The organism is Nocardiopsis sp. iso_238 (assembly GCF_056173325.1).
In genome coordinates this window covers 3,491,469-3,518,204 of sequence record NZ_CM149668.1, presented here as the reverse complement: position 1 = coordinate 3,518,204, position 26,736 = coordinate 3,491,469, and the positions used below count along the sequence as shown (strand labels likewise).

Genomic DNA, 26,736 nt, shown 5'->3' with positions numbered 1-26,736 from the left:
GGAGACTGGTCGCATGCCTGAGACTTTGAGTGAGAACGTCGGTATGGGGCTGGGGGCGGCCCTGACGGCGGTCGGTTTCGTCATCTCCTACTTCGTGTGGCGGAGGAAGGGCGCGGCCTACGGCCTGCGCGGCGTCGCCTGGTCGCTGTTGCCCGTGATCGCGGGCCTCCTGCTGCTGATGGACGTGGTGTTGCAGTTCGCCCTCGGCGTGCTGGGCATCCTGCTGACGATGGCCTTCAAACTCCAGTCGTGGGTCGGCCTCGGCCTCGCCGTGCTGATGGTGGTCCTGTACGTGGTATCGGGGTTCATGAAGTCCAGGGGCATCGGGGTCAGGCCCGGTGCGCGTCCCGAGGACAAGGCGCGGGCCAGGACGGAGGACGGGGGAGCCCCCGCGGCCGGGGCCGCGCCGACACCCGCGGGCCAGGTCAACGCCCCGAAGCAGACCAAGGCGCCCGCCGCCGACGACGACTTCGACGACATCGAGGCGCTGCTGCGCAAGCGCGGCATCGAGTAGCCGACACCTTCTCCGACGACGAGGGCGGTCCCGCGAATGCGGGGCCGCCCTCGTCCGTGTTCGGGGTGCGGCACCGGGGGTTGTGGCGCGGAGCGCACCCCTGAGTGGCCTGCTTCACGTTGAGGAATCTAGCGGGTACTCACAGTTTCATAGCACTTGCCATAGAACCTATGGATCGGGATGGTTCGCGCGGTTTTGACCGTATCGTTGGCGGGGGCGCGTTCCGGTCTTGTGCCAGCTCAGCCCTGGTCGTCCGATGAATACGTGCTTTGCGTGGTTTGTGGGCTTTAGTCGTCATGTGGGTTGTTTGTTAGCGTTTGTTACGTTTTGGCTACACAGGCAGACTTTGGACGACATGCACTCAAAGGGCGAGTAAATTGGTCGCTGTGTAACATCCCGGGCGGAAAGGTCCGTGATTGTGCCCAACCTCTCAACGGTCGGGCACGTCGCGTGCCAGTACCGACGAGACGGGCCACCCTCTCGCCCCGTCGGTCCAACGCCCACGCCAGCCAGAGTCGAGAACCGGCAGGCCCCACCGTGAGACCCGGAAGGGTCACCCCCAAGTGGCTCACGCGTGGGATCAGTCCCCTCGGCCAGAAGCGTATGAGTGGAGAGTGGTGGCCTGATGAGCGCGCCCTCGCATGCCCCTGAGTCGGCCGAGCCGGTCGACTCGGAACCCGGCGCGACGGCCTCGGGTCGCAGCGACGCCGACAATCGGTCCCTGAGGCAGATCGCCTGGCAACGACTGCGCCGCGACAAGGTCGCCATGGTCTCCGGCCTGGTCGTGGTCCTGCTCATCCTGGCCGCGATCTTCGCGCCCTTCCTGGTCAAGCTGTTCGGGCACCCGCCCACCCAGTTCCACCAGGACCTGATCGACCCGAGCCGTCGCGTCCCCTACCTCGACCCCGAGAACCCGGACGCGGGCATCGACCGCTGGGGCGGCATCAGCTCCGACCACCTGCTGGGCGTCGAGCCCACGACCGGTCGCGACCTGTTCAGCCGCATCCTCTACGGTGCCCAGATCTCCCTGCTGGTCGCGTTCCTGGCCACGCTGGTCTGTGTCGCCCTGGGCACCCTGCTCGGCATCATCGCCGGCTACATGGGCGGCTGGGTCGACACCCTCATCAGCCGCGCCATGGACATCTTCCTGGCCTTCCCGCTGATGCTGTTCGCGATCGCCCTCGTCGGCGTCATCCCCGACGGCGTCCTCGGCCTGACCGGCAACGGGCTGAGAATCGGCGTCATCGTCTTCATCATCGGGTTCTTCAACTGGCCCTACATCGCCCGCATCGTCCGCGGACAGACACTCGCCCTGCGCGAGCGCGAGTTCGTCGAGGCGGCCAAGAGCCTCGGCGCCAGCAACCGGCACATCCTCCTCAAGGAGATCCTGCCGAACCTGGTCACGCCGATCATCGTCTACTCCACGCTCCTGATCCCCACGAACATCCTGTTCGAGGCGGCCCTGAGCTTCCTTGGCGTCGGCATCAACCCGCCCACGCCGAGCTGGGGCAAGATGCTCTCCGAAGCGGTGCCCTTCTACCAGACGGCGCCCTACTTCATCATCTTCCCCGGTCTGGCCATCTTCATCACCGTCCTGGCGTTCAACCTCTTCGGTGACGGCCTGCGCGACGCCTTCGATCCCCGGACCTCGGACTGACCCGAGCCCGCGCGGGGAGGCCCGTCTCCCGCCCCGCACGGACAGCGGTCAACCCATCGTCCGACCATCCCCACACCAGGTTCAGAGAGGTACTTCCTTGATGAAGCGCACCCTCGGATTCGTCGCGCTCGGCGCGGCGGCGTCCCTCTTCCTGTCCGCCTGCGGCGGCGCCGCCACCGGCGGCGGCTCCGACTCGGCCGGCAGCTTCGACCTCGGCTCCACCGAGGTCGTCAACGCCTCGGACAAGGCCGGAGGCACGCTCAAGTACGCGCTCGCCGCGGACTTCGACTCCACCGACCCGGGCAACACGTACTACGCGTTCAACTGGAACTTCTCCCGTTACTACGCCCGTACGCTCCTCGCCTTCAACCCCGAGCCGGGCGACAAGGCCACGGACCTGATCCCCGACATGGCGGCGGACCTGCCGGAGCCGAACGACGACTTCACCGAGTGGACCGTCAAGATCCAGGAGGGCCTCAAGTACGAGGACGGTACTGAGATCACGGCCCAGGACATCAAGTACGGCATCGCCCGCTCCAACTTCAACGGCGGCGTGTTCACCGAGGGCCCGCAGTACTTCAAGGCCCACCTGGACCAGGACGACCACAACGTCTACGACAACGGTGACGACCCGCTCGCGGGCTTCGACTCCATCGAGACCCCGGACGACCACACCCTGGTCTTCCACCTCAAGGACTCGTTCGCCGAGTTCCCCAACGTGCTGACCCAGCCGCAGACCGCCCCGGTGCCGATCGAGGCCGACCGCGAGGCCCTGTACCAGGAGAAGGTCGTCTCCTCCGGTCCGTACAAGTTCGACGGCCAGTACGAGCCCGGCGTCAAGCTCAACCTGGAGCGCAACGAGCACTGGGACGGCGACACCGACCCCGTCCGTCAGGCCCTGCCCGACCGCATCGAGGTCGAGATCGGCGTCTCCCAGGACGAGATCGACGAGCGCCTGCTCAGCGGTGAGCTCGACGTGGACCTCGCCGGCACCGGCGTGGGCCCGGCGATGAACGCCCGCCTGCTCGACGACGAGGCCGCCCAGGGCAACCTGGACAACCCGTACTCCGGCGCCCTGCGCTACGTGAACATCCACCTCCCGATCATCGAGGACGTGGCCTGCCGCCAGGCGATCATGTACGCCGCCGACCGCGACAGCATGTGGCGCGCCTGGGGCGGCGCGACCGGTGGCGACCGCGCCACCAGCCTGCTCCCCCCGGCCATCCCGGGCTCCGACGTCGAGTCGGACCTGTACCCGTCCGAGGACCACAAGGGTGACCTGGACAAGGCCCAGGAGAAGCTCGACGAGTGCGGCGAGTCGGACGGCTTCAAGACCAACATCGCGGTCCGCACCGAGCGCGAGAAGGACGTCCAGACCGCCGAGGCGCTCCAGCAGTCGCTCTCCCGCGTCGGCATCGACGTCGAGATCAAGTCGTTCCCGTCCGGGGACTTCTTCGGTCAGTACGCCGGTTCGCAGGACTACGTCCGTGAGAACAACATCGGCCTGAGCGTCTCGGGCTGGGGCCCGGACTGGCCGAGCGGCTACGGCTTCGCCTCCAAGATCACGCACGGCGACGCGATCATGGAGACCGGTAACTTCAACACCTCCGAGCTCGACGACCCCGAGATCAACGGTCTCTGGGACGACGCCCTCAAGACCGAGGACCCGGAGGAGCGCGCCGAGCTCTACTCCAAGATCGACACCCTCGTGATGGAGAACGCCGCCATTCTGCCGGTGGTCTTCGACAAGACGCTGATCTACCGCTCCGACGAGCTGACCAACGCCTACTACCACCCCGCGTACATGATGTACGACTTCATGGCGCTGGGCGTCGACCGGGGCTAGGTCCCGAACTACCAGCCTGAACTAGTACGAGAAGGCAGGTGAAAGCGGCGGGGAGCCCGAGGCGATCCCTCGGGTGTCCCCGCCGCCGACCGCGATGCTGAATTATGTTCTCCGCCGCCTTGGTGCGGGTCTCTTGCTTCTCGCCGTCGTCACGGCGGTGACCTTCTGGATCTTCTACGTCCTCCCCAGGTGGGCGGGCGTCACCCCGCACGGCATGGCGGCGATGTACGTGGGCAAGGCGCCCACTCCGGAGGCGCTCGACGCCACCGTGGAGCGCCTTGGCCTCGACCAGCCCGTCGCGGTCCAGTTCATCGACTTCATCCGCACGCTGCTGTTCGGCCAGGAGTTCACCTTCGGCCGTGAGACGGTCGAGTGCGCGGCCCCGTGCCTCGGCTACTCCTTCACCACGAACTCGCCGGTGCTGCCGCAGCTCCTGGACCGGCTCCCCGTCACCCTGTCCCTCGGCCTCGGTGCCGCGGTGATCTGGGTCGTCGGCGGTGTGGCCGTCGGTGTGCTCTCCGCTGTCAAGAAGGGCAGCATCTTCGACCGCCTGGCCATGGGCGTCGCCCTCATCGGCGTCTCCCTGCCCATCTACTTCACCGGTCTGCTCGCCCTCGCCTTCCTGGTGCACGAGTGGGGCCTGTTCCCGGTCTCGCGCTACGTGCCGTTCACCGAGAACCCGGTGGCCTGGTTCCAGGTCATGTTCCTTCCCTGGGTGACGCTGGCGTTCCTGCACGCCGCCCAGTACGCGCGGCAGACGCGCGCGGGCATGCTGGAGACCCTCAACGAGGACTACATCCGCACCGCCCGGGCCAAGGGCCTGAGCGAGCGCAAGGTGATCTTCAAGCACGCCCTGCGTCCCACCCTGACTCCCATCGTCACCATCCTGGGTCTGGACATCGGCATGGTCCTGGGCGGCGCGATCCTCACCGAGACGGTGTTCTCCCTCAACGGTGTGGGTGCCTACGCGATCACCTCGATCGTGGCCAAGGACCTGCCCGTCGTCCTGGGCGTCACGCTCATGGGCGCGGTGTTCATCGTCGTCTGCAACCTGATCGTCGACCTCCTCTACCCGGTCGTCGACCCCCGGGTGCGCATCGCCGGGTAGGGCGCGCCGCACACGCCCCAGCGCGCCGAGCGCTGACTCCAGACCAGCTCTACTGAAGGAAATGTGACATGGCCTCGACCGGACCGGCATCGGCTGCCTCTGACGCAGTCGTGCGCGTGGATGACCTGCGGGTGACCTTCCCGACGATGGACGGCGACGTCCACGCGGTGAAGGGGCTCTCCTTCGAGGTGCCCGCCGGTGGCGCGCTGGGCATCGTGGGTGAGTCGGGTTCCGGCAAGAGCGTGACCTCGCTGGCGCTGATGGGCCTGCACCGGGGCAGCCGCGCCCGGATCACCGGGGCCATCGAGGTGGCCGGGCAGGACGTGGTGACCGCGAGCGACAAGAAGCTGCGCTCCATGCGCGGCAACGACATCGCGATGGTCTTCCAGGACCCGATGCAGTCGCTGCACCCGCAGTACACGATCGGCAACCAGCTGGTCGAGGCCTACCTGGTGCACCACCCCAAGGCGGGCAAGGCGGCCGCGCGGCAGCGCGCGGTGGAGGCGCTGGAGCGGGTCGGTATCCCCGAGCCCGCCAAGCGGATCAACTCCTACCCGCACGAGTTCTCCGGCGGTATGCGCCAGCGCGTGGTCATCGCGATGGGTCTGATGTGCGACCCGAAGGTGCTGCTCGCGGACGAGCCGACCACCGCGTTGGACGTCACCGTGCAGGCGCGCATCCTCGACCTGCTGGACGAGCTGCGCCGCGACCTCAACATGGCGCTGATCCTGGTCTCCCACGACCTCGCCGTCGTCGCCGGTTCCGTGGACGAGGTGGTGGTCATGCGGCACGGCCAGGCCGTGGAGCGCGGTGACGTGCGCCGGGTGCTGTCGGCCCCCGAGCACCCCTACACGCAGGCGCTGCTGGCCGCCGTGCCGCGGGTGGAGATGTCGCGGGCCGAGCGCCGCGCCCAGGACCGCGCCGACCGCGTGGAGCGGGAGAAGCGCGAGGGCACCGTCACCGAACCGGGTGGCTTCGAGGCCTTCGTCCCGGCCTCGACCGAGGGCGAGCCGCTGCTCCGGGTGCAGGACGTGGCCCAGCGCTTCAAGGTGCGCGGTGGCATGTGGGGCAAGGCGACCGACTTCTGGGCGGTCAAGGGCGTCAGTTTCGACCTGTACAAGGGTGAGACCCTCGGCGTGGTGGGGGAGTCCGGGTCGGGTAAGAGCACGCTCTCCAGGATGGTCATGCGGCTGCTGGAGCCCACCGAGGGCACGGTGGAGTTCGAGGGCCGGGACATCACGCACATGTCCGAGCGGGGACTGCGTCCGCTCCGCCGTGACGTGCAGATGGTGTTCCAGAACCCCTACTCCTCGCTGAACCCGCGTCTGACCATCGGTGAGAGCATCGGTACCGCGCTGCGGGTCCAGGGAGAGCGGGACGGCAGGAAGATCCGTTCCCAGGTCCAGGAGCTGCTGGAGCGGGTGGGCCTGGAGCCCAACCACTACAACCGGTTCCCGCACGCGTTCTCCGGCGGCCAGCGCCAGCGCATCGCCATCGCGCGGGCGCTGATCCTCAAGCCCAAGCTCATCATCTGCGACGAGCCGGTCTCGGCGCTGGACGTGTCCACCCAGGACCAGGTGCTGCGCCTGCTCTCGGAACTCCAGGACGACTTCGGCCTCACCTACATCTTCGTCGCCCACGACCTGGCCGTCGTGCGCCAGGTCAGCGACCGCGTCGCGGTCATGCGCAAGGGCGAGATCGTCGAGATGGGTGACAGCGACTCCGTCTACGAGAACCCGCAGAGCGACTACACCAGGCAGCTGCTCACCGCCGCCCCCGTTCTGGACCCCGACGAGGCCCGCGAACTGCGCGCGGAGCGCGTCGCCAGGCGCGCGGCCGACGCCGCGGCCTGACCGCCGCCGCTGTGACGGGGCCCCGGCCGCTGGAGGACAGTGGCCGGGGCCCCGTGTTCTAGGAGGGCTTGCGGAGTTCGGTGACGCAGTCTCGGTACTTGTCGACGGTGTACCGGCCGTCCGGGCCCCACGAGGTGCGCTGTCCGGTGACCTCCAGCCCCGCCTCCCGGGCCCAGCGGGCGAAGGCCTCGGGTGAGACGTCCGAGCGGTTGCCGTCGTCGCGCCACCGGCGCTGGCTCAGCCACCGTTGGGCGATCCTGCCGGGGCGGCCCGCGCGGCGGTTCACCGGGGCCAGCCGCAGAGACCAGTCGGGCTTGCCCGCGTGGTGGATCACCGCGGTCGCCCCCGGTTCCATGACCCGGGCGGCCTCCCCGAGATAGCCGACGATCACGTCCGGCTCCAGGTGGACGAAGACGTCGAAGGACCACACGAACGCCACGGACGCGTCCGGAACCGGCTCCATCGAGTACCCGGGGGTGTGGTGGACGTTCAGGCCGTCGCGGTCGGCGAACCGCTCACGGCAACGGTCCAGACAGCTCTCGTTGACGTCCACGATCCAGACACCGGAGGACCGCTCCAGGAGGTGCTCGGTCCAGCGGCCGTGTCCCGGGCCGACCTCCAGGGCGGTGCCCCGGGACGCCCCCGGGACGAGCAGTTCTTCGACCAGTCCGGCCTTCCACTCCTCGTAGGGCTGGCCGCAGTACGCCGCCATGTGGGCCCATTCGTCTCCGTCCCGCTCCCACGAGTGCGTGCCGCCCCAGGTCCGGCGATTCCAGTCAACGGTGGGCATTTCTCTTTTCCTCCTGGGGGTGGCCTGCGTTCGTGCTGGTGAATCGACTCGAATCCTATCTTCGCGCCAGGTGACCGCCCCTTTGGGAAGGAGAGGTCATTCTTTGTTCGGGTTTATGATGCTTTCCTGGAACCGGTCCGCCGAGGCTTTTCGTGTGCGGGAGAATGCGCTGACCGTGTACCGGGCAGGAAGCCCGGATGGGCGCACTGGTGTTGGTCAGGCACGGACAGACCGAGTGGAGCAGGGTGGGTCGGCACACCGGCCGCACCGACCTGCCACTGACCGAGGAGGGCGAGCGGCAGGCGCGGTCGGTGCGTCCGATGCTGGCGGACCGGCGGTTCGCGCTCGTGCTCACGAGCCCCCTCGGCCGGGCCGTGCGCACCGCCGAACTCGCCGGACTCGGCGGCGCCGAGACCCACTCCGATCTCGTGGAGTGGGACTACGGGGCCTACGAGGGGATCACCACCCGCGAGATCCACCGGGAGCGGCCCGACTGGAACCTGTGGACCGACGGGGTGCCCTCGGGCGCCGTGGGGTTCCCCGGAGAGAACCCGGAACAGGTGGGGGCGCGGGCCGACCGCGTGCTCGACGACCTCTCCGCCGCGTTGGAACGGGGCGACGTGGCCCTGGTGGCCCACAGTCACCTCCTGCGCGTACTCACCGCCAGGAGGTTGGGACTGCCGCCTTCGGGCGGAGCGCTGTTCCGACTCGACACCGGTTCGGTCAGCACACTCGGAACGGAACACGGGCGCCCCGTGCTGACCTCCTGGAACCGTTCCTGGGATCCGTCGGATTGATCACCGGAAAAGGATCGGGCGCGAGGAAAAGGTGATTTCGGGTTTTATGCGCACCGGTGTTCTGGGTACGGTTCCCGTGGATGGACATCGAAGCGCGAACAGGAAACGTACTCCCGATCCCTCGTCCACGCCCCGCTCCCGATGACGGACCCCCGCCCCGCTCGCTCCCGCCCCCCGACCCTCGCCACCCCAACCACCCCGGGCCGTAGGGAGTGTTCGTCGGACACACGCCCCCGCCCGGCCGGTCGCCCGTGTCGGACCCTCTCCCGGCGCGGACGCCCGCCGCCGGGTCCGCGCAGGTCCCGGACAGCCGCCACAATGGAGGGATGTCGAAGCGCGCCCCACGTCACCAGCCGTCCCCGACCGCCGACCGCCCCTGTCCCTGCGGCAGGACGAGGACGTACGGCCAGTGCTGCGGAAGACTGCACGACGGTTCCACCGCGGCGGCCACCGCCGAGGACCTGATGCGCTCGCGGTACAGCGCCTTCGCCGTCGGTGACGAGGCCTACCTGCTCCGATCCTGGCACCCGGACACCCGCCCGGCCGACGTCGGACTGGATCCGGCCACCGAGTGGGTCCGGCTGGAGATCCTCTCCACCGGGGAGGGCACCCCCTTCCACAACGAGGGGACGGTCGAGTTCCGCGCCCACTACCGGGAGGGCGGACAGACCGCGCGGCTGCACGAGCGGAGCCGGTTCCTGCGCCACGGGGGCGCGTGGGTCTACGTCGACGCCCTGTAGGGCCCGTGTTCCGGGCCCGTGACCGGGCGGACACGGGGCGTCGGTGCGAGACGGTAGGAAGGAACCGCGCACACCTCCCGACCGAGCGGAGCCCGACATGTCGTCCCACACCCCCGAAGCCACCGGCGCCCCCGACCCGGAGCGCCAGGCCCGCACACTCGAGTCCGTCGCCCGAAGCCTGGCCGCGATCATGCCGGAGGACTGGCGGACCGCCACGTACGAGTTCTGGCAGGTGGGGGGATACCCCCACGAGGACGTGACCGCGACCTCCGCCGACGGCACGGTCCTGGAACTCCCCGCTCCCACCGAGGCAAGGGAGGGAGCCCTGGCCCTGAAGGACCTCCTCCACCAGGAGGGGAAGGGCACCTGGCTCTCCATGACCGTCTCGCTGGAGGCCCCGGGGAGGTTCCGGGCCGAGTACAACCACGACACCGAACTCGACATCCCCGCCGACGTCGCGCCCGTGGCCTACCTCCAGGAACTGCGCCGCTACCCGCGCGGTGAGGAGACGCTCCCGCGGTGGTGGGCCGCGCAGCTGGAGCGGACCCGACCGGAGGAGCTCGACCGGCTGTACGCGGACTTCGGCACCGACCTCGTCGCCGCCTACGCGGAGGCGGGGCTGACAGGGCGGTACGCGCCGCCCACCAGCACGAGCCTGGACGTGCCCGGGATCGGCCCGCTCCAGGACAGCGACCTGCGCGAGACCTTCGAACGTGCGGCGGTCAGCTCCGCCGAGGCCCGGCCGCGGATCGCCGCCAGGGTCGTGGAGCACCTGGTGGACAGCGCCCGCGATCAGGGCTTCCTGGGTGCTCTGACCGCCGAGGGCGGCGTGGTGGTGGCCGCGCTCCGGGACGCCTTCCGGGAGGTCGGGGCGCAGTCCTCCTTCCAGGGACTGAACACCCTGGTCGTCCAGCTCCCCGACGGGCCGAGCATCAGCACCGACATCGGATCGTTCCGCTCCGGAGTGGAGGGCTCCACCCCCGAGCAGATCGACCAGCACGCCTCCGCGTTCGCCCGCGCCGCTGTCGAACAGTTCGCCCAGGCCGCACGGAACAACGAGGCGGTCAGCTCCCCGTCCTCGGGCCGACTGCGGGTTCGGCTCTACCACGCCACCGCCTTTCCCGAGGGGGTGCTGGAGCAGTTGGTGGCGCGGGAGATCGCGCCGGGTCTGTGGCAGACGGTGGTCATCGACAGTCCGGAGTCACTCCAGCCGCTGTCGCGCGTGACCCACGAGGAGTCCGGGCGCCACGAGGGAGAGGTCTTCACCGAGGCGGTCGCCAGTGCTCTGGAGGAGCCCGTGGAGGTGAGCGAACACGAGCTGAGCGGGGCGCGGATCGTGCACCTCGGCGCCCGGCACCCCTACGTGGCGGCCCAGGCGCACGCGTTGGACCGGTTCGTGGGTGAGGCGCCGCACGGCCTCCTGGTGGCGTTCCCCGTACCCGAGGTGATCCTCGCCCACCCGCTCGGCCAAGGGCACCCGATCGCGGGGATGGACCACCTGGGGCAGCTCGCCCAGCGGTTCGTCGACGACGCGGAGAAGCCGATCAGCCCGCAGCTGTACTGGTGGCACCCGGGGTCACGGGGCCGCGCACAGGGAGATCCGCTCGACCTGCGTCCGGTCGGGATGGACCTCGACCACGAGAGCAGGTCGGTGACCCTGCACACCTCCGACGAGGAGTTCGCGCCGCTCATCGACTCTCTGGTGCGTCAGGGCTGAGGTGGGGCCCGGCGGTCAGCGCTGGTCGCGCAGGCGCCGGGCCAGGTCGCCCGCCCGGGCGGCGGTGTCCGGGTCGGGGTGGTGACGGGCCAGCGCGTCCAGGACGGGGAGGGTGTCCGGGTGGGCCCGCAGCCGGACCGGATCGGGGTCCTCCAGCACGGTCCGCTCCACGTCCGGGGCGCCCCGTGCGGAAAGGAACTCCGGGAGGTCCGCGTTGTCGGGGGTCATCGCCGCCGCGATCACGTCGATCACCACCCACGGCCCGTGCTCACCCAGGAGCCGGTCGATACCGCGCTGGGTGAGCATCCCCGAGGAGAGCAGTACCACCGCCGCCATGCTCGCCACGGCGGGGCGCGGTGAGTACAGCAGGGAACGCAGCTCGGGCTCCAGGTCGGAACTGGTGGTGTTGAGGACCTGGGTGCCCACCCAGCGGCGCAGGGCCACACCGGGGCCGGAGACGACCTCGCTGATCTGCCGCAGCGCCTCGGCGGGGCCGCGCCGGTCCACCCACGGCCCCGCCTCGGCCAGCCGCTCCTCGACCGGCAGCACGGAGAGCGCGTCGAGGAAGCGCGCCGCGCCGGCCTCCGCGAGGGTGTCCACCAGCGGGGCGTGGATGCCCACCTCCAGCAGGAGCCGACGGACCCCGTAACGCCCCAGCGCGGTCAGTTCGACGGTGCAGTGACCGTGGCCGTCCGGCCCCGAGGCGTGGGTGGGGCGGTGGTCCAGGGCGACCGCCCCGGTGTCGGAGAGCTGCCACAGGACGTGCAACAACAGGTCGGTGGCTCTGGACGGGGGCGGCGCCGGGGACAGCAGCGCCTCGCGTGCCAGCGTGTCCAGGTCCGGGCGAGCGCCGTCCGGGGCCTCGTAGAGGTGGCGCAGCACTCCGGGGAGCAGGTCGGGGCCGGTGGTGCCGGGGACGGGCGGGTCCGTGGGCGCGAGGTCGCCCCGGGCGTGCTCGATGGTGTGCTCGAACTCCTGGAACCACCAGCCCAGGACCTGTTCGGGGTCGCGGACCCGGTGTTCGAGCCCCGGGGCGGGGCGGGCCCGCGCGTCGTCGATCTCCACCAGACCGAGGCGCAGGGCGGCGGACCAGGGGACGACGAAGTGGGCGACCTCGGCCACCGAGTGGAGGCCGCCCAGCCAGGTGGCGCGTTCGGTGACGAGGCTGGGGAGGTCGGGCGGCCAGAGCGCGAACCGGGTGATGGCGGTCCGGGCGTCGTCGATGCCGGGCACTCCGTGCCGTGTCACCGGGGTGCCCGGGGCGCTCCACCGGGCCAGGCTGAGGGCGTCGCACAGCAGTGGGGAGTCCAGCGCCAATCGGGCGAGTGCGTCGTAGGGGAGCAGTGACACGGGCCTTGCGGCGAGGGGTGGGTGCTCCGGGTTCGACGGGTCATGAGAGGGCATGTCCGCTCCCGGTTTCTCTTCGGGTGTTCGTCTGCGAACCTTGGTCCGGGGGGAGTGTTCCGCAGGTCTTCGTGAACCCCTCTTGTACCGCCCCGGCGAGGGGCGGCGGGGCGGTTTCGCGCAGATCGGTACGAACCCGGGAGCCGGTCGTCCACAGAACGGCGTTCGGGTCCGGTGTCGAGGACACGGGATGTCTAGGCTGGGGGGATGGACCGTCGCGCGGCGCTGGAGTCGCATGTCCGATCGATGACCGACGAACGGGTCGCGGACCTCCTCGCCACCCTGGCGGAGGGGGTGGTGCGGTACGCCCGGGCCACTCCGCAGACCCTCCTCCACCTGCTACCGATCCTGGCCTACCGCCCGCGGGCCTTCGAGCGGCTGACACTCGCCCACCACCAGGTGCTCTACGCGGCGGTCGGCGCGGTGGAGGACCGCGAACGCCTGGGCGCCTCCCCGGGAGGCGGGGGGTCGGCCCGGGAGAGTGTGCCGGGCCCGGTGGACCACGAGACGCTGCTGGCGAGGGTGGACGCCGACCGCCCCGGCCTGGCACGGGTCCGCGCGGAGGAGACCGTCACCGACCTCGTGGGCCTGGCGCTGCTGTGGCCGGACGGCCGGGGCGGCTACCACCTCCCCGACGACGCCTTCGAGCAGTTCGGCCTGCCGCGTGTGCCGCCCCCGGTCCGGGCCGGACTGGGCGAGCTCGACCTGGCCGGGGTCCGCCGGATCGCCCTGACCCTGGGCCTGGACCCCACCGAGGGCCGGGGCACCCTGACCGGCGGGATCGAGGCGGTCCTGGGCGCACCGGAACGCGTGCTGGAGCTCTGCCGCGCCGCGCGGCACGACGTCGCCCACCTTCTGCTCGGCCACGCCTTCCTCGGGACGGAGGCGCGGGCCTTCCTCACCAGGCCCGGGGGAGAGCCGCTCCACGTCCCGGCGGAGGGGACCGGCGACCCCGACCTGGACTGGATGTTCGAGCACGGTCTGCTGCTGCCCCCGGACCACCCCGGTGACGGGCTCGTGATGCCGAAGGAGGTGGCGGTGGCGGTCCGGGGCGCCCACCCCTGGCCGTTCGAGCCCGCGCCGCAGCCGGTGGTGGGGGTTCCGGTGGACCAGGTGACGCCCGGTGGCGCCACCGACGTGGCCGAGGGCGCACGACGCGCCCTCGCGACCCTGGCGGGCGCGGACGCGCGGCTCCTGGACGCGGTCACCGATCGCCCGCCCAGGCTGCGCGGGGACGGCCTGCTCATGAAGCAGGAGAGACGGCGCCTCACCCGGATCGCCGGAGGCGACGAGGACCTGGCCAGGCTCTGGTTGGAGTCCGGTGCGGTCCTGGGACTCCTCACCGTTCACCTGGGCCGGGTCGTGCCGTCCGATCAGGCGGGGGCCTGGCGGGGCCTCGACACGGAGACCCGACTCGCCGCGCTGGCGGAGGCCTGGGCGGGAACGGAGGACGCCGCGCTGTGGTGGCCGACGCCGGAGGGCGCGGCCCTCTCCCGGGTGCGGTCCGGTCGGGCCCGGACGCGCTGGGCCCTGGCCTGCGCGCTCAACGACCTCCCCTGGGGGACCAGCACCGGGGTGGTGGGCGAGCGGCTGCTGGCCGAACGGGCCGAGGGGCGGGAACCCCGTACGGGGGCGCGGTGGCTGGTCTCGGCGGTCACCTGGCACCAGCCGTCGGTGGAGGCCGTACCCGACACGGCGGGCCGGGTGCTGCGTGCGCTGCGTGAGGCGGAGGTGCTGGGGGCGGTCTTCGGCGGTGCGACCACCGAGGTGGGCCGGGCGCTGTCCCGGCACTGCCGGGGCCGGTGGGAGGCCTGGCCGCACGGGGGTCCGGGGACGGTGGCGGCGGTCCGCCAGGGGCTGGGGGGAGGTCCGTCAGGGTTCGGACCTGCGGATACGGGAGGGTGTGGTCTGGTCGGACCGGAGGAGAGGCGGCACCGGGAGTTGCGCGAGGCGGCCCGGGAGCTCTTCGGGGCGGGGTGGTACGGAAGGGACGCGGGCACGGAGGGAGCATGATCATCCTCACCGAGATCACGGGTGGTGACCGTGTGTGGAGTCCGTGCGCATCGGGTAGGGCGCGGCGGCCCCGGCGTGGGGTGGACGGGAGGTTGACGGTGCGTGAACGGGCCAACCACGGTGTTTTCCGAGTTCCCCCCGTTTCCTGTAGGGAATGGAGCGTTCCAGGTCGAAGATTACTGCCGGGTAACAGTGCTGGTCCAGCTGGTTGAGGGCTGTCTCGGAGCCTTCGTGACCGTGTGTAGGATTCCCTCTGCGTTCGCGTAATTCGGGTCACTTTCGTTCGCGATCCACCACCCAGCCACAGCCCCCGTGCGTCCGTGTGCCCTCTTACGGGTTCCGTGCGCTCTGAGGCACGTCTGTTGTGCCCCCGCACGCCCCACGGGACCGTACTGAGAGGTAGATATGTCCCCTAACACCGTAGGTCTGGCACTGCTCCTTCTGGGGGTGCTGCTTCTGCTCTCCAAGCTCGTCCGCGTCCGGTGGAAGCTGACCCAGAAGCTGTACCTGCCGAGCTCGATCATCGGCGGCGGTATCGCGCTGCTGCTCGGCCCCGACCTCTTCGGCCGGGCCATGGGGCTGCTGGCCGACCAGGGCATCGCCGTCGGGTTCGCGGAGCGCGCGGCCGAGGGCGGTCTCTTCGGCGTCGACATCATGTCCGTGTGGTCCTCGCTGCCGGGTCTGCTCATCTCGGTGGTCTTCGCCAGTCTCTTCCTGGGCAAACGCATGCCGAAGATGCGTGAGGCGATCGACCTGGCCGGACCGAACCTGTCCTTCGGCATCACCGTGGCCAGCGGTCAGTACGTCATCGGTCTGCTGCTCGCCCTGCTGGTCCTGGCTCCGTTCTTCGGCGTCCCGGTGATCTCGGGCGCGCTGATCGAGATCGGCTTCCTCGGCGGGCACGGCACCGCGGCGGGCCTGGGCGACACCTTCCAGCAGGTCGGCTGGGCCGAGGGCCAGGACCTGGCGCTGGGCATGGCCACCGTGGGACTGCTCTCCGGCGTCATCATCGGCATCATCCTGATCAACTGGGGTGCCCGCCGCGGCAAGACCAGCGTGATCAGCTCCGACAGCAAGGGGACCGACCGCGAGCAGGCCGGCCTGGTCGAGCGCGAGAAGCGCACCCCCGGTTCGATGATGACGGTCCACCCCTCGTCCATGGACCCGCTGACCCTGCACTTCGGCCTGGTGGCCCTCGCGGTGATCATCGGCCAGCTCATCCTGTCCGCCCTCCAGTGGGTCGAGCAGGCCGTGTGGGCCGACAGCATCGAGATCATGGCCTACGTGCCGCTGTTCCCGCTGGCGATGATCGGCGGCATCATCGTGCAGCTGTTCATCGACCGGTTCGACCGCAACGACATCGTGGACGAGCAGTCCGTGGAGCGCATCCAGGGCCTGTCGCTGGACGTGCTGGTCATCGCCGCCATGGCCACCCTGTCGCTCCAGGCCATCGCCGACAACATCGCCGCGTTCGCGATCCTGTCCGTCGCGGGTGTCCTCTGGTGCCTGTTCGCCTTCCTGTTCCTCGCGCCGAGGATCATGCCGAACTACTGGTTCGAGCGCGGCATCGGTGAGTTCGGCCAGTCCCTGGGCGTCACCGCCACCGGCATGGTGCTCATGCGCGTGGTCGACCCCGAGGCGAGGACGCCCGCCTACCCGGCGTTCGGTTACAAGCAGCTGGTGTTCGAGCCGTTCTTCGGCGGCGGTCTGGTCACCGCGGCCGCGATCCCGCTGATCGTCAGTCCGCTGGTGGGACCCTGGGGATTCCTGGCCATCATGGCCGCGACGATGGTCGCCTCGCTCTTCTTCGGCCTGGTCGTGCTGCGGCGCAGGCGCCGCAAGGAGGAGCAGCGGGCGGAACAGGGCCAGGAGCGGGTCCCGGTCCCGTAGGACCGGATCAGGGTCCCTCGGTCCGGGGCGGCGCGTGGGCCGAGGCGGCCCGCGCCCTGGCCGCGATCGACGGGTCCGGGTGGTGCTGCCCCAGCAGCCGCAGGACCGAACGCGTGTCCGGGTGCTCGGGCCGCCAGAGCCGGGCGACGTCGTTGAGCAGGAAGCGGTCGATGCCCTCGGCCGCCTCGGAGACCAGGAACGACTTCAGTCCGGTCTCGCCCAGACAGGTGGCCGCCGCGAACATGTCGATGGCGGTCCAGTGGCCGAACTGGGCGGTCAGCCTCGCCCGCTCCGGCTCGGAGAGCATGCGTGAGGCGAGCAGGACCACCGAGGCCAGACCGGCCAGGGTCGGGTCGTCGCTGCGGAGTAGGGCGTACAGCTGGGGCTCCACCCGAGAGCTGATGGTGCCCAGCGCCATGGTGGCGTTCCACCGGCGCAGGGCCAGCCCGGGCCCGGAGGAGACGGCGACGATCTCCCGTAGCGCCTGTTCGGGGGTGCGGGCATCCAGCCACGCGGTGAGGGCGACGAGCTGGCCGTCGGGGGAGAAGTCGGCCAGGGCGTCCAGGAACTCGTCCGCGTCGAGTCGGATGAACTCCTCGGTCAGGGGAGCGGACTGCTCCTCGGCCAGGAGGATCTGTCGGATCCCGAACCGGCCGAGGTCGGTGAGCTGCACCCAGGACGGCGCCGCGCGGGGTGCGTGCGCTCCGGCGCCTTCGGAGCGGGGGACGTGCCATCCCAGGGAGATCGCTCCGGTGTCGCTGAGCCGCCACAGCGCCCGGGTCAGCCGGACCGTGTTCCAGGCGGGGCAGCGGGCCGGAAGGTAGTGGGCCTCACGGGCGGGCAGGAGCTCCTGGGTGACCAGGCGCAGGGGCACGCGCGCGCCGTTGGGGGACTCGTACAGGCGCGCCAGCGTGGTGTGGGGTTCGAGCCCGGCGATGCCGCGCAGGGCCTGTTCGACGCACGAGTGGAAGGCCAGGGTCCACCACCGCAGCACCCTGCCGGGGGAGGCGAGCCAGCGCTCCAGTTCCGGGGTGGGGCGGGCCTGGCCGGTCTCACACTCGATCATGCCCAGGTGCTGGGCGGTGCGCCAGGCCTCCAGGAACTCCTCGGCCTGGGTCGCCGAGGTGATCCCCTCGGCCCAGGCCGCGCGCCGCTCCGGGTCCCGGCCCAGGGCGCGCGGCCACAGCCCGAACCTCTCGACCGCCGCACGCACGTCGTCCGGGTCCGGCATGCCGTCCACGTCCACGGGGGTGACCGGCCCGCACCAGCGGGCGAGGTCGACGGCGGAGCGCAACAGGGGGCTGGACAGGGCTCTGTGGGCGAGCGCCTCGGTGGGGATGAGGGACACCGGACGGGCCGCGAACCGGCGCCGTGACGGCGCCTCCGGATGGTGGGATGACATCTGTGCCCCCGACTTCTCCTTGCTCTGAGTTTCTCTCACTTTTACAGCGGGAGCGGGGGCTGTGGAGTGGTTTCGAGGACATCGTGGGCAGAGCGCAGCCGAAAGGGGTTCCCGGGTGGGGGACAAACCGGGAAGGCTGGCAGAAAAACCCGGTCTCGGGTTCCGTTAACGACCTGTCCGAGATTGCACGCACTGGAATTCCGGAAACCACAGCGTGGATTCGTGGTTCAACGCAGGTGGGAGGCGCCGTTGACGTCCAGGACCGTCCCCGAGGACCAGACCGCCTCGGGTGAGGCCAGGTAGCGCACGGCCGAGGCGATCTCCTCCGGCGCGGCCACCCGGCCGAACGGGCTCTGCGCCCGGACCCCGTCCGTGAGCCGCGAGGAGACCCGTTCGGTCTCCACGAACCCGGGGGCCACCGAGGCCACCGTGATGCCGTGCGGTGCCAGGGCGACCGCGAGCGACTGGCCGAGCGCGTGCAGCGCGGCCTTGCTGGCGCCGTACGCGGGGTGGTCCGGCTCGCCCTTGAAGGCACCGCGTGAACCGACGTTGACGATGTGCCCGCCGTGGCCCCGGTCGATCATGTGCCGCGCGACCAGGAAGGAGAGGTCGGCGGCCCCGAACACGTTGACGTCCACGGTGGTGCGCCAGACCCGCCGCCACTCCTCGAAGGAGGTGTCCGCGACCGGGTGCGGGAGGTTGACGGCGGCGTTGTTGACCAGCACGTCCACACCGCCCAGGAGCTCGACCGCCTCCTCGACCAGTGCCGCCGCGGCCTCGGTGTCGCGCAGGTCGGCCCCGACCAGCACGTGCCCCTCCCCGGGCAGCCCCGCCAGGGTGGCCTCGGCCTCCTCGCGTCGCGACCCGTAGTGCACGGCGACCCTGTCACCGCCCTCAGCGAAGGCGGTCGCCACCGCCCTCCCGATCCCCCTGGCGGCACCGGTGACCAGCACGTTGCGACTCATGAGGTGACCCTTCGACGGCGGTACGGCGTCCCGAGGCTACCGTTCCGGCACCCAGGACCCCCCCACCCGCCCCGCCTCGGGGACCCGTCCCGCAGAACCAGACGCCCACCGACCGCTTCTCAGCGTCGACGGGTGCGGGCGGAGTCCGTACCCGGTGAGGAAGGGTGGCGTACCGAGGTGGAGGAGCGGTGGAACGTGACGACCGGACTGGGTGACGGGGACGCCCCGCGTGTACGGCTCGACGAGGGCCGGGGGAGTGGGGTCCCGTCCGCGGTGACGACCGCGGTGGCACGGGCCCGGCCCGTGGACGGCCGTCCGGACGTGTTCGCCCTGGAGCCCGGACTGCCGGGCACGACGGTGTCCGCGCTGGTCTCGGGCGGGCTGGCCGGGTACGACGAGGGAACCTCGGGATGGTGCCTCACCCTGGCCGGAACGCACCTGCGCTCGGCCCTGGTCCCGGACGTACCCGGGCACCACGTCGACCCCCGGGGTGTCAGTGTCCACCCGGAGCTCAGCCGGGACGATCGCGACCGTCTGGTGGCGGCCCTGGCTCGGGAGAGCGGTGGGGAGGGAGCCGACCACGGCGTCGCGGCACGCGATCCGGATCCGCGCTCCGGCGTCGAGTCCACCGGAGCCCTGGTGATCCTGCTGGTCGCGCTGATGGGCGTACTGTCCCTGACACTGCTCTTCGCCCCGGAGGTGTTCGGCCCCCTGTCGGTGGCCGCCGGTCTCGCGGGGGCGGGCGCCGTCCACGCCCACCTGCGCGGGCGCGCCTCCCGGGCCCGGGAGGAGGCGGAGAGGGCGCCTGACGCGGTCGAGGAGCTCCAGGGGCGCTTCGTCACCGGCGACATGTTGGACGCCCCGGCCCGCTGGATGCTCGGCCGGGCCCAGCGGGCGGTGGACGCCGTCCTCGACTCGGCGCCGCACCAGCGTGGTCTGTTGTTGGACGAGGCGCGCAACCGTGTCGTGCTCACCGACGTGGAGTGGGGCGTCGCCCAGAGCCTGCTCCGGCAGTCCCGCACCCGCCAACGGATCGATACCACGCCCGTGACCGGTCAACGCAGCGGGGAGGCGGCCCGTCGGGCGCGTGCCGCGCTCCAGACGGACGTCACCGACGTGGAACGACGGGTCCGCACCCTGGAGGACTACGCCAGCAGGGTCCACGCCGCCGAACTGGAGGAGCAGGACCGCCGCAGCGCGGCCGAGCTCGACGCGATCGCTGACAGCACCGTCGAGGCCGGGGCGGCCCATCCGCACCAGGAGGAGTCCCTCTCCCATCTGGTCCGAGCCCAGGCCCTGGCCCTGCGCCTGGCCGCCCTCAGCGACGACACCGACCACTCCGCACCTCACCACCCCTGACCTTCGCGCCGGGCGAGTGCCCCGGGGGCCGTCAGCAGGACCAGACGCTCCCCGAACGCTTCGGTCGCTGGTCAGGGGCCCGCTCCGACCGTGCTGAACCGGGCGCGGCGGGCGGCCCTCGCGGCGTCCGGGCCCAGGGCCCCGAGGGCGATGGCGGTCAGCACGCAGTCGGTCGCCGGATGGCCCGAGCGCCACATCAGCCGTGTGACCGTCTCCGGGTCGCGCCAGACCGGGGCGTCGGCGGGCAGCGGCGCGCCCAGCTCCACACGCAGTGCGTAGGTGTCCAGCAGGACCACCACCAGCTGCTCCAACCGCACCCGGCCGGGCTCGTTGCGGGCGTGCGCGACCCACCCTCCCAGCACGGGGTGTTCGCGGTAGCCCTCGAACACCCCGCGCAGTTCCTCCTCCATCCCGTCGAAGAGCCGGAAGACGTCCAGTCGCTGGCGCCAGGAACCGAGCTCGGCGCAGACCTCCAGGAGTGCGCGGGCGCCGCTCCGTGGCCCGCGCTCGGCCAGCCAGGCGCGCCCCAGGACCTCGGCGTCCACCGGTCGGCCCTCCCAGAGCTGGAGCAGCAGCTCCCGGGCGTCCATGGACGTGGTCGGCGGGTAGCCGGGCAGGGTGATCCCCCAGCGGCGCCACCGATGGACCATGGCCTGGTCCCCCAGGGGGCTGATCCGCAGCCCGCCGTCGCCCGGCGCCTCGACCGCGCCGACACGGACCAGGGCGCCCACCGCCGCGGCGACCCTTTCCTCGGGGGTCGGCGGCCGCGCCCCGGACGGTGCCGCGTCCCTCGGCCCCGGGACGGAGTGCCCCGGGGCGGGCCACGGGGCGAGCGCCTCCACCAGGTCGGAGACGGTCCACACCCCTCCGGAGGTGAACAGCTCCCCGAGTGTCCGGGAACCGAGCCCGCCGTGCTCCGCCAGCATCGCGGGCAGGGCCCGGACCCAGGCGAGGACGACCCGGGTGTCGTCGTCCCAGTCCCGCGTGCCCCCGCCGGGGCGGACCTCGGTGTAGGTGGTCCGCAGGAACCCGGCGCGCAGGGCGACCTCGAACAGCCGGGCCACGTCCGACCGGGCCAGCCCCAGGTGCGCCGAGGCCTCGGCCACGGTGTGGTCGGTGAGCGCCTCCTCCTCGGTGGCGGTGCTGAGGGGCAGGCCCTCGTCCGCCCACGCGGCCAGGCGCAGCGCCCGTTCCAGGTCGGGGCAGGCCCGGGCGGCGGGGGCCGAGAGCGCGGCCGGGGCGAGGTGCACCCGGGGGAGGTCCTCGGGCTCCCAGAGACGCCCCCACCACGGTGCGCCGTCCTCGGTCACCGACCAGGGGGCCTGGTCCCGGGGGAGGGGCTGGACGTCCTCGACCGCCGCGCGCAGGGCGCGGGGGCTCTCCTCCGGGCCCAGCAGGTTCCGCTCCACGAGATGGTCACACCAGGTGAGCCAGGTGGCGCGGAAGTCCTCGGGCAGGGCTCCGCCGGCGGACAGGGTGAGCATGACCCGGGTGACGTCGTCGCGGTCCCAGTCCCCCGGGTCGGATCGGACATGGCCGTGGACGGTGAGGAGCCGGGTGAGGAAACACGGGTCGACACGACGGGACCCGCGGGCCCAGTCGAGGCAGGAACGGACGGCGTCGTCGACGGAGGGGAAAACGGTCATGGCGTCCTCGCTTCTCTCCCGGGGGCGGGGTGGCCGCGCCCCCGCACCACCGAAGGTGACGCGGCCACGTGTCCATCATCGGAGAATCCGGGGTTCTTCGCTGAGGGCCTGTGGACAACCGCGGACGAACGTCGGGAAACCCGTGGGAACGGTCTCGTCGTGCTGGTTGAATGCGCGCATGCTGATCCGAACCGCGCTGCCCTCCGAACGGGAGGCCGTCGGCGCCCTCCGTGTCCTGGCCTACGACCACGAGGGCCTCCTGGCCGCGAGTCCCGTGTACGCCCGCACCCTGCGGGACCTGGGATGGGAGGACGGGGACGAGGTCCTGGTGGCCGAGGCGGAGGGCCGCGTGGTGGGCACGGTCGTGTTCGTCCCCTGGGGGCCGCGCTGTGAGATCGCCCGGGGTTCCGACGAGGCCGAGGTCCGCGCCCTCGCGGTGGACCCCTCCGCGCGGCGGATCGGGGTGGGCGCCGCCCTCGTACGCGCGCTCGTGGACCGGGCGCGCGCGGAGGGGGTGTCCCGTCTGGTGCTCTGCACCCGGACGGTGATGACCGGGGCACAGCGCCTGTACGCGTCCCACGGCTTCGTCCGCCTGCCCGAACGCGACTGGACCCCCGTCCCGGGAGTCGACCTCCTCGCCTACGACCTGGTGGTCAAGGACTGACGCCGCTCCCTACCGCGCCAGGGCGGCGGCGTCCCCCAGAGGGCAGGCCCCGAGGTGGGCCAGCACGGTCTCGGCCGAGGGGTCGGCGGACACGGCGAGGACGAAGGACTCGGGGTCGTCGTCGACCGCGGGCAGACCGGCGTCCACCAGGTCACGAGCGGCCTCCTTCGGCGGCCGGTCCGCGAGCCAGCGGTCCAGCAGGACCTCCACGTCCACCGGCCGGACCCCCGCCAACAGCTCCAGGAGCCCCGTCGCGTCCAGTCCGCCCACGGGCGGTACGACCGGCACCCGTACGCCGGACTCCCCCAGGTGCCGGGCCGCGCAGTGGTCGCCCAGCCCGGAGGTCCGGTAGCGCTCCGGACCGACCCTCTCCACGGCGCCGAGGTCGGCCAGGACCCCGAGCGCCCGCCGGACGTACTGTTCGGGCTCCTCAGAGCCGGGCAGGGCACCGGGACCGCAGGAGTCGACCAGCTCGGCGGGGGCGCGCGCCCTCCCGGACAGGAAGAGTTCGGCCAGCAGCAGGAACGGGGCGGGACCGGGGAGCGCGGCCATGGTGGTCAGGGCGTCCGCCCACGCGTCGGCGGCCGCGCCGGGCCGCTCCTCGGCCCAGGCGGTCGCCGCCGGGCCGGGCAGGACGTGCAGGTAGGTCGTGCGCACCAGCGCCGCCGAGCGCGCCACCGAGAACAGGAACCGCACCTCGGCCGGAGTGCTGTCCAGGTCACGGGCGGCCCGGGCGGTCTCCTGCGCGCAGAGGTCGTCGTGGTCCGTGCCGGGGCGCAGCAGTCTCCTCGGCGCCACCCAGGCGGCCAGCAGGGCCGCCCGGTGCAGGGTCGGACAGGCGGAGGCCCGTGCGTCCAGCCCGGCCCGGGACCCCGGCACGTAGGGCAGCAGCGGTGCCGGTTCGGCGCCCTCCACACAACCCAGCCGGGCCAGCAGCGGGGTGGCGGCGTCGTCCACGGGGTCGTGCCCGGAGATCCGGGTGGGGCCCGGGGTCAGCCCGATCCGCTCGATCGCGGCGCGCAGGCGGCGCGGACTCTCCGCCGACGTCAGCCCTCCGGAGGAGACCAGGTGGTCGCACCAGGCCAGCCAGCTGTCCCGGAGGCTGTCCGGCAGGGTGCTCCGGTCGCACAGGAGGGTGGCGACGTCGTGGACGTCGTCGACGGTCCAGTCGCCGGGCTCGTGCGCCCCTGCGTCGCGGTGGACGCTGAGGAGGAGGACCAGGTCCTTCTCCTCCAGCGAGGGCGGGGGATCGGCTGCGCTGGCCCAGTCGAGGCAGGCGGAGACGGCGGTCAGGAGTCTCTCAGTCATGAGGTGGTCACCGAACGTTATGCGGATGGCCGAACTGCATCAGGGTAACCCCCGGCAGGTGCTCCCGCATGGGAAAACGTCGAAAACGAGCCCGTTCGCCGCCGTGTCCGAGTGCCAAATGGAGGCGTTTTTCCCTGGGGTTGCTGGGGGAGTGGTGAAGCGGGGGGAGAAACGGCGGCTAAAAGCGGCGGAATCATAACGGGTGCTCGTATCGGCGGGTTTCACCGTGCTCTCTCCGCTAATGGCCAATCACCGTTTCGATGGCCGGAATCGGTCACTTTCTCAGTGCCTGCGGTGTTTGGGGGCCGTGGGTCGGGAAGAATCGCCGGAGGCGGCGGGAGGGAGTCTGCCCCGGGCGAGCGAGGTCCGGGCCAGGGCGCCCGTACCGCGGGGTGGGGGTGGACTGTCCGCACGCGAGGTTTGTGGATACCCACGGGGAGTACACAGAACGACAAATGCGATAATCCAACTGGGTTACGCACTTTCCGTCATCCCAGGAGGTCGCCCGCGTGGCACGGAGTACCGACCCGGAAAGACGCCCTGAATGGCCCGATGGCATGGATGTCGACGAGCTCCTCGGTCAGGGGTGGCGGCCCACGCCCTTTCGCGAGTTCATCCTCAAGATCCACAGCCGCTGCAATCTGGCCTGCGACTACTGCTACATGTACGAGATGGCCGACCAGAGCTGGCGGTCACAACCCCGCCGCATGGCCCGGCCCACCGTGGACCGGGTCGCCGAACGCATCGCGGAGCACGCCCGCGCCCACGGACGCGAACGGGTGGACGTCGTCCTCCACGGCGGCGAACCGCTCCTGGTCGGCCTCGACCACCTGAGGCACACCGTCCAGTCCCTGCGCAAGGCCTGCGAGCCCGACGTCCACGTGGCGCTGCGCATGCAGACCAACGGCGTGCTGATCGACTCCCACTTCCTCGACCTGTTCGAGGAACTCGGCATCCGGGTGGGGGTGAGCATCGACGGAGCCGAGGCCGACCACGACCGCCACCGCACCCGCGCCAACGGGCGGGGCACCCACGCCGAGGTGCGCGCGGGCATCGAACGGCTCAACGACCGCGACGGCCGCCTGCTGGCGGGGCTGCTCACCACCATCGACCTGGAGTCGGACCCGGTCGCGACCTTCGAGCACCTGCTGGAGTACGACCCGCCGAGCGTCGACTTCCTCCTGCCGCACGGCAACTGGGACGAGCCGCCGCCCGGCTGGTCGCCCACCGAACCGCGCTACGGCGCCTGGCTCGTGTCCGTGTTCGACCGCTGGTACCACTCGTCCGAGCGCGAGACCAACATCCGCATGTTCAACGAGATCATCCGACTCGTCCTGGGCAGCCCCTCGCGCACGGAGAGCGTCGGACTCTCCCCCGCCGCACTCGTGGTGGTGGAGACCGACGGCAGCGTCGAACAGGTCGACAGCCTCAAGTCCGCCTTCGAGGGCGCCGCGAGCACACCCCTGCACACCTTCACCCACAGCTTCGACGACGCCCTCTACCTGCCCGCCGTGGCCGCCCGCCAGATCGGGGCCCGCGCGCTCAGCGCCACGTGCGCCGACTGCCCGCTGTCCCGGGTCTGCGGCGGCGGCCTCTACCCGCACCGCTACCGCGAGGGCAGCGGCTTCCTCAACCCGTCCGTGTACTGCGCGGACCTGTTCCACCTGATCACCCACATCCACCAGACCGTGGCCGCGGACGTGGCCCGCATCAGGAAAGGGCTCTGAATGTCAGATCCGGTTCCGGAACCGGTGTTCGAGGCGCTGGCCCGCGGCGGCGGAGGAGACGGGGCCACGGCCCACCTGCGCGCCGCCCAGTTCGGCAAGCACCTCCTGCTGTTGCGCCGCGTCGTGGACGCGGCGCGGGCGGCGCGGCACCCCGACGCCGACCGCGCCCGGGACGCCTACGACCTGCTGGCGCGCGCCCAGGAGCACGCGCCCGAGCGGGTCGCGACGGTCCTGCGCCACCCCACCGTGGGGGTGTGGGCGCGGCGGACGGTGCTGGCCCTGGCCGGACACCGGCCCGAACGGCCCCGGGTGACCGGACTGGCGTCGGTCGCGGCCGTCGCCGCCCTGCGCGGCCGGATCGACGGCCGCCTGGAGGTGCCCCTGGACGGCCCCACCGCCCCGCTGCCGTCACTGGGCCGGGCCGTCGTCGACACCGGCGGCGGACGGGCCCTGTTCGAGACCACCGGAGGCCGGGCCTCGCTGCGCACCGGACACGGGCCGGAGGTGGTCGTCCCCGAGGACCCCCACGAGGACGCGCCCGGCTGGCACGCCCTGCGCCGACTGTCCGCCGAGCACCGGGGCCGACGCCTCACGCTGCTCCTGGACGACCTGGACCCCGACCGCCTGCCCGGAGCCGACCTCGTCGCCCACCGGATCGGCGCCGCCGAACTCGCCCACTGGCGCCGCACCCTGGAGGGGGCCTGGCGGCTGCTGGTCGACGACCACTGGACGGTGGCCGCCGAGACCGCCGACACCGTGCTCACCCTGACCCCCATCACCTCACCGGGCGGGCGTGCCCACACCAGCGCCACCGCCCGGCACGCCTACGGCAACCTCGGGCTGTCCACCCCGCCCGGACCGACCCTGCTGGCCCTCACCTTCGCCCACGAGGTGCAGCACGCCAAGCTCACCGCCCTGCTCGACCTGGTGGACCTCACCCTGCCCGAGGACGGCAGCCGCTACTACGCGCCCTGGCGTCCCGACCCCCGTCCCGCCTCGGGGCTGTTCCAGGGGGTGTACGCCCACCTGGGAGTGGCCGGGTTCTGGCGCAGGCACCGGCACACCGTCACCGGGCGGGAGGCCGCCCGGGCCCACGCGGACTTCGCGCACTGGCGGCGCTCCACGGCGGACGCCGCCGGCGCCCTGGCCGACTCGGGCAGGCTCACCGCGGAGGGCAAGCGGTTCCTGGCCGCCACCGACCGCACCCTGCGGGCGTGGCTGGCCGAACCGGTCCCCGCCCCGGCGGAGGAGGCCGCCGAGGCCGCCGCCCGCACCCACCGGGAGCGCTGGTACGCACGCCACGGTTGAGCCGGGCGGCGGCCCGGGCACGGACACC

20 protein-coding genes are annotated in these 26,736 nt (G+C 71.8%); 14 read left to right on the top strand and 6 right to left on the bottom strand.

What is annotated here, in order from left to right:
- Nucleotides 1-13: 13 nt before the first annotated feature.
- The 5 genes from AC0VYL_RS15750 (at nucleotide 14) to AC0VYL_RS15730 (ending at nucleotide 6,978) form a co-directional block, all read left to right on the top strand.
- Nucleotides 14-514, top strand: coding sequence for a cellulose synthase (locus AC0VYL_RS15750; protein WP_475480597.1), 501 nt, complete (start codon nucleotides 14-16; stop codon nucleotides 512-514).
- A 625-nt stretch (nucleotides 515-1,139) separates the two neighbouring features.
- A complete protein-coding gene (locus AC0VYL_RS15745; RefSeq protein WP_475453782.1) occupies nucleotides 1,140-2,171 on the top strand; it encodes an ABC transporter permease in 1,032 nt (343 codons plus the stop codon).
- A 97-nt stretch (nucleotides 2,172-2,268) separates the two neighbouring features.
- Nucleotides 2,269-4,017 carry an ABC transporter substrate-binding protein gene (locus tag AC0VYL_RS15740; RefSeq protein ID WP_475453780.1) on the top strand — a complete coding sequence of 583 codons (1,749 nt, stop codon included), beginning with the start codon at nucleotides 2,269-2,271 and terminating at the stop codon, nucleotides 4,015-4,017.
- A gap of 94 nt (nucleotides 4,018-4,111) precedes the next feature.
- Nucleotides 4,112-5,125 (top strand): ABC transporter permease, encoded by a 1,014-nt coding sequence (locus AC0VYL_RS15735; protein WP_475453777.1) that lies wholly within the window; start codon nucleotides 4,112-4,114, stop codon nucleotides 5,123-5,125.
- A 68-nt stretch (nucleotides 5,126-5,193) separates the two neighbouring features.
- Nucleotides 5,194-6,978: an ABC transporter ATP-binding protein gene (locus AC0VYL_RS15730; protein WP_475480596.1), complete on the top strand. Its 1,785-nt coding sequence runs from the start codon at nucleotides 5,194-5,196 to the stop codon at nucleotides 6,976-6,978.
- A gap of 58 nt (nucleotides 6,979-7,036) precedes the next feature.
- Here the strand turns inward: AC0VYL_RS15730 and AC0VYL_RS15725 are convergent, their stop codons facing one another.
- The gene (locus tag AC0VYL_RS15725) at nucleotides 7,037-7,768 is read right to left on the bottom strand and encodes a class I SAM-dependent methyltransferase (protein WP_475453771.1); all 732 of its coding nucleotides are present in this window, start codon (nucleotides 7,766-7,768) and stop codon (nucleotides 7,037-7,039) included.
- A 197-nt stretch (nucleotides 7,769-7,965) separates the two neighbouring features.
- Between AC0VYL_RS15725 and AC0VYL_RS15720 the strand changes: the two genes are divergently transcribed.
- The 3 genes from AC0VYL_RS15720 to AC0VYL_RS15710 all read left to right on the top strand — a co-directional run bounded on the left by AC0VYL_RS15720 (nucleotide 7,966) and on the right by AC0VYL_RS15710 (nucleotide 11,022).
- Complete coding sequence (locus AC0VYL_RS15720; protein WP_475480595.1) at nucleotides 7,966-8,565, top strand: histidine phosphatase family protein; 600 nt, start codon at nucleotides 7,966-7,968, stop codon at nucleotides 8,563-8,565.
- A gap of 326 nt (nucleotides 8,566-8,891) precedes the next feature.
- Nucleotides 8,892-9,305, top strand: coding sequence for a YchJ family protein (locus AC0VYL_RS15715; RefSeq protein WP_475453765.1), 414 nt, complete (start codon nucleotides 8,892-8,894; stop codon nucleotides 9,303-9,305).
- Nucleotides 9,306-9,402: 97 nt separating this feature from the next.
- Nucleotides 9,403-11,022, top strand: coding sequence for a hypothetical protein (locus AC0VYL_RS15710; protein ID WP_475480594.1), 1,620 nt, complete (start codon nucleotides 9,403-9,405; stop codon nucleotides 11,020-11,022).
- A gap of 15 nt (nucleotides 11,023-11,037) precedes the next feature.
- Here AC0VYL_RS15710 and AC0VYL_RS15705 read toward each other — a convergent pair whose 3' ends face one another.
- Nucleotides 11,038-12,372 carry a hypothetical protein gene (locus AC0VYL_RS15705; protein ID WP_475453759.1) on the bottom strand — a complete coding sequence of 445 codons (1,335 nt, stop codon included), beginning with the start codon at nucleotides 12,370-12,372 and terminating at the stop codon, nucleotides 11,038-11,040.
- Between the two features lie 261 nt (nucleotides 12,373-12,633).
- Between AC0VYL_RS15705 and AC0VYL_RS15700 the strand changes: the two genes are divergently transcribed.
- A complete protein-coding gene (locus AC0VYL_RS15700; protein WP_475480593.1) occupies nucleotides 12,634-14,439 on the top strand; it encodes a hypothetical protein in 1,806 nt (601 codons plus the stop codon).
- Between the two features lie 405 nt (nucleotides 14,440-14,844).
- Nucleotides 14,845-16,329 (top strand): sodium/glutamate symporter, encoded by a 1,485-nt coding sequence (locus AC0VYL_RS15695; RefSeq protein ID WP_475453754.1) that lies wholly within the window; start codon nucleotides 14,845-14,847, stop codon nucleotides 16,327-16,329.
- 7 nt (nucleotides 16,330-16,336) lie between these two features.
- On the opposite strand, the gene AC0VYL_RS15690 is transcribed toward AC0VYL_RS15695, so the two are convergent.
- The gene (locus tag AC0VYL_RS15690; RefSeq protein ID WP_475480592.1) at nucleotides 16,337-17,731 is read right to left on the bottom strand and encodes a hypothetical protein; all 1,395 of its coding nucleotides are present in this window, start codon (nucleotides 17,729-17,731) and stop codon (nucleotides 16,337-16,339) included.
- 227 nt (nucleotides 17,732-17,958) lie between these two features.
- Nucleotides 17,959-18,696, bottom strand: a complete 738-nt coding sequence (locus AC0VYL_RS15685; RefSeq protein ID WP_475453748.1) for an SDR family NAD(P)-dependent oxidoreductase — start codon at nucleotides 18,694-18,696, stop codon at nucleotides 17,959-17,961.
- Between the two features lie 195 nt (nucleotides 18,697-18,891).
- On the opposite strand from AC0VYL_RS15685, the gene AC0VYL_RS15680 reads away from it, so the two are divergent.
- Nucleotides 18,892-20,055: a hypothetical protein gene (locus AC0VYL_RS15680; protein ID WP_475480591.1), complete on the top strand. Its 1,164-nt coding sequence runs from the start codon at nucleotides 18,892-18,894 to the stop codon at nucleotides 20,053-20,055.
- A 71-nt stretch (nucleotides 20,056-20,126) separates the two neighbouring features.
- Here AC0VYL_RS15680 and AC0VYL_RS15675 read toward each other — a convergent pair whose 3' ends face one another.
- Nucleotides 20,127-21,701 (bottom strand): hypothetical protein, encoded by a 1,575-nt coding sequence (locus AC0VYL_RS15675; protein WP_475480590.1) that lies wholly within the window; start codon nucleotides 21,699-21,701, stop codon nucleotides 20,127-20,129.
- A 178-nt stretch (nucleotides 21,702-21,879) separates the two neighbouring features.
- Here AC0VYL_RS15675 and AC0VYL_RS15670 point away from each other — a divergent pair, with 178 nt between their 5' ends.
- Entirely contained in the window at nucleotides 21,880-22,365 is a 486-nt protein-coding gene (locus AC0VYL_RS15670) for a GNAT family N-acetyltransferase (protein WP_475480589.1), read from the top strand.
- 9 nt (nucleotides 22,366-22,374) lie between these two features.
- Here the strand turns inward: AC0VYL_RS15670 and AC0VYL_RS15665 are convergent, their stop codons facing one another.
- Complete coding sequence (locus AC0VYL_RS15665; RefSeq protein ID WP_475480588.1) at nucleotides 22,375-23,673, bottom strand: hypothetical protein; 1,299 nt, start codon at nucleotides 23,671-23,673, stop codon at nucleotides 22,375-22,377.
- A 557-nt stretch (nucleotides 23,674-24,230) separates the two neighbouring features.
- On the opposite strand from AC0VYL_RS15665, the gene AC0VYL_RS15660 reads away from it, so the two are divergent.
- A complete protein-coding gene (locus AC0VYL_RS15660; RefSeq protein WP_475453736.1) occupies nucleotides 24,231-25,400 on the top strand; it encodes an FxsB family cyclophane-forming radical SAM/SPASM peptide maturase in 1,170 nt (389 codons plus the stop codon).
- On the top strand, nucleotides 25,401-26,708 hold the full coding sequence (locus tag AC0VYL_RS15655; RefSeq protein WP_475480587.1) for an HEXXH motif domain-containing protein: 1,308 nt from the start codon (nucleotides 25,401-25,403) through the stop codon (nucleotides 26,706-26,708).
- The last annotated feature ends 28 nt before the right edge of the window (nucleotides 26,709-26,736 follow it).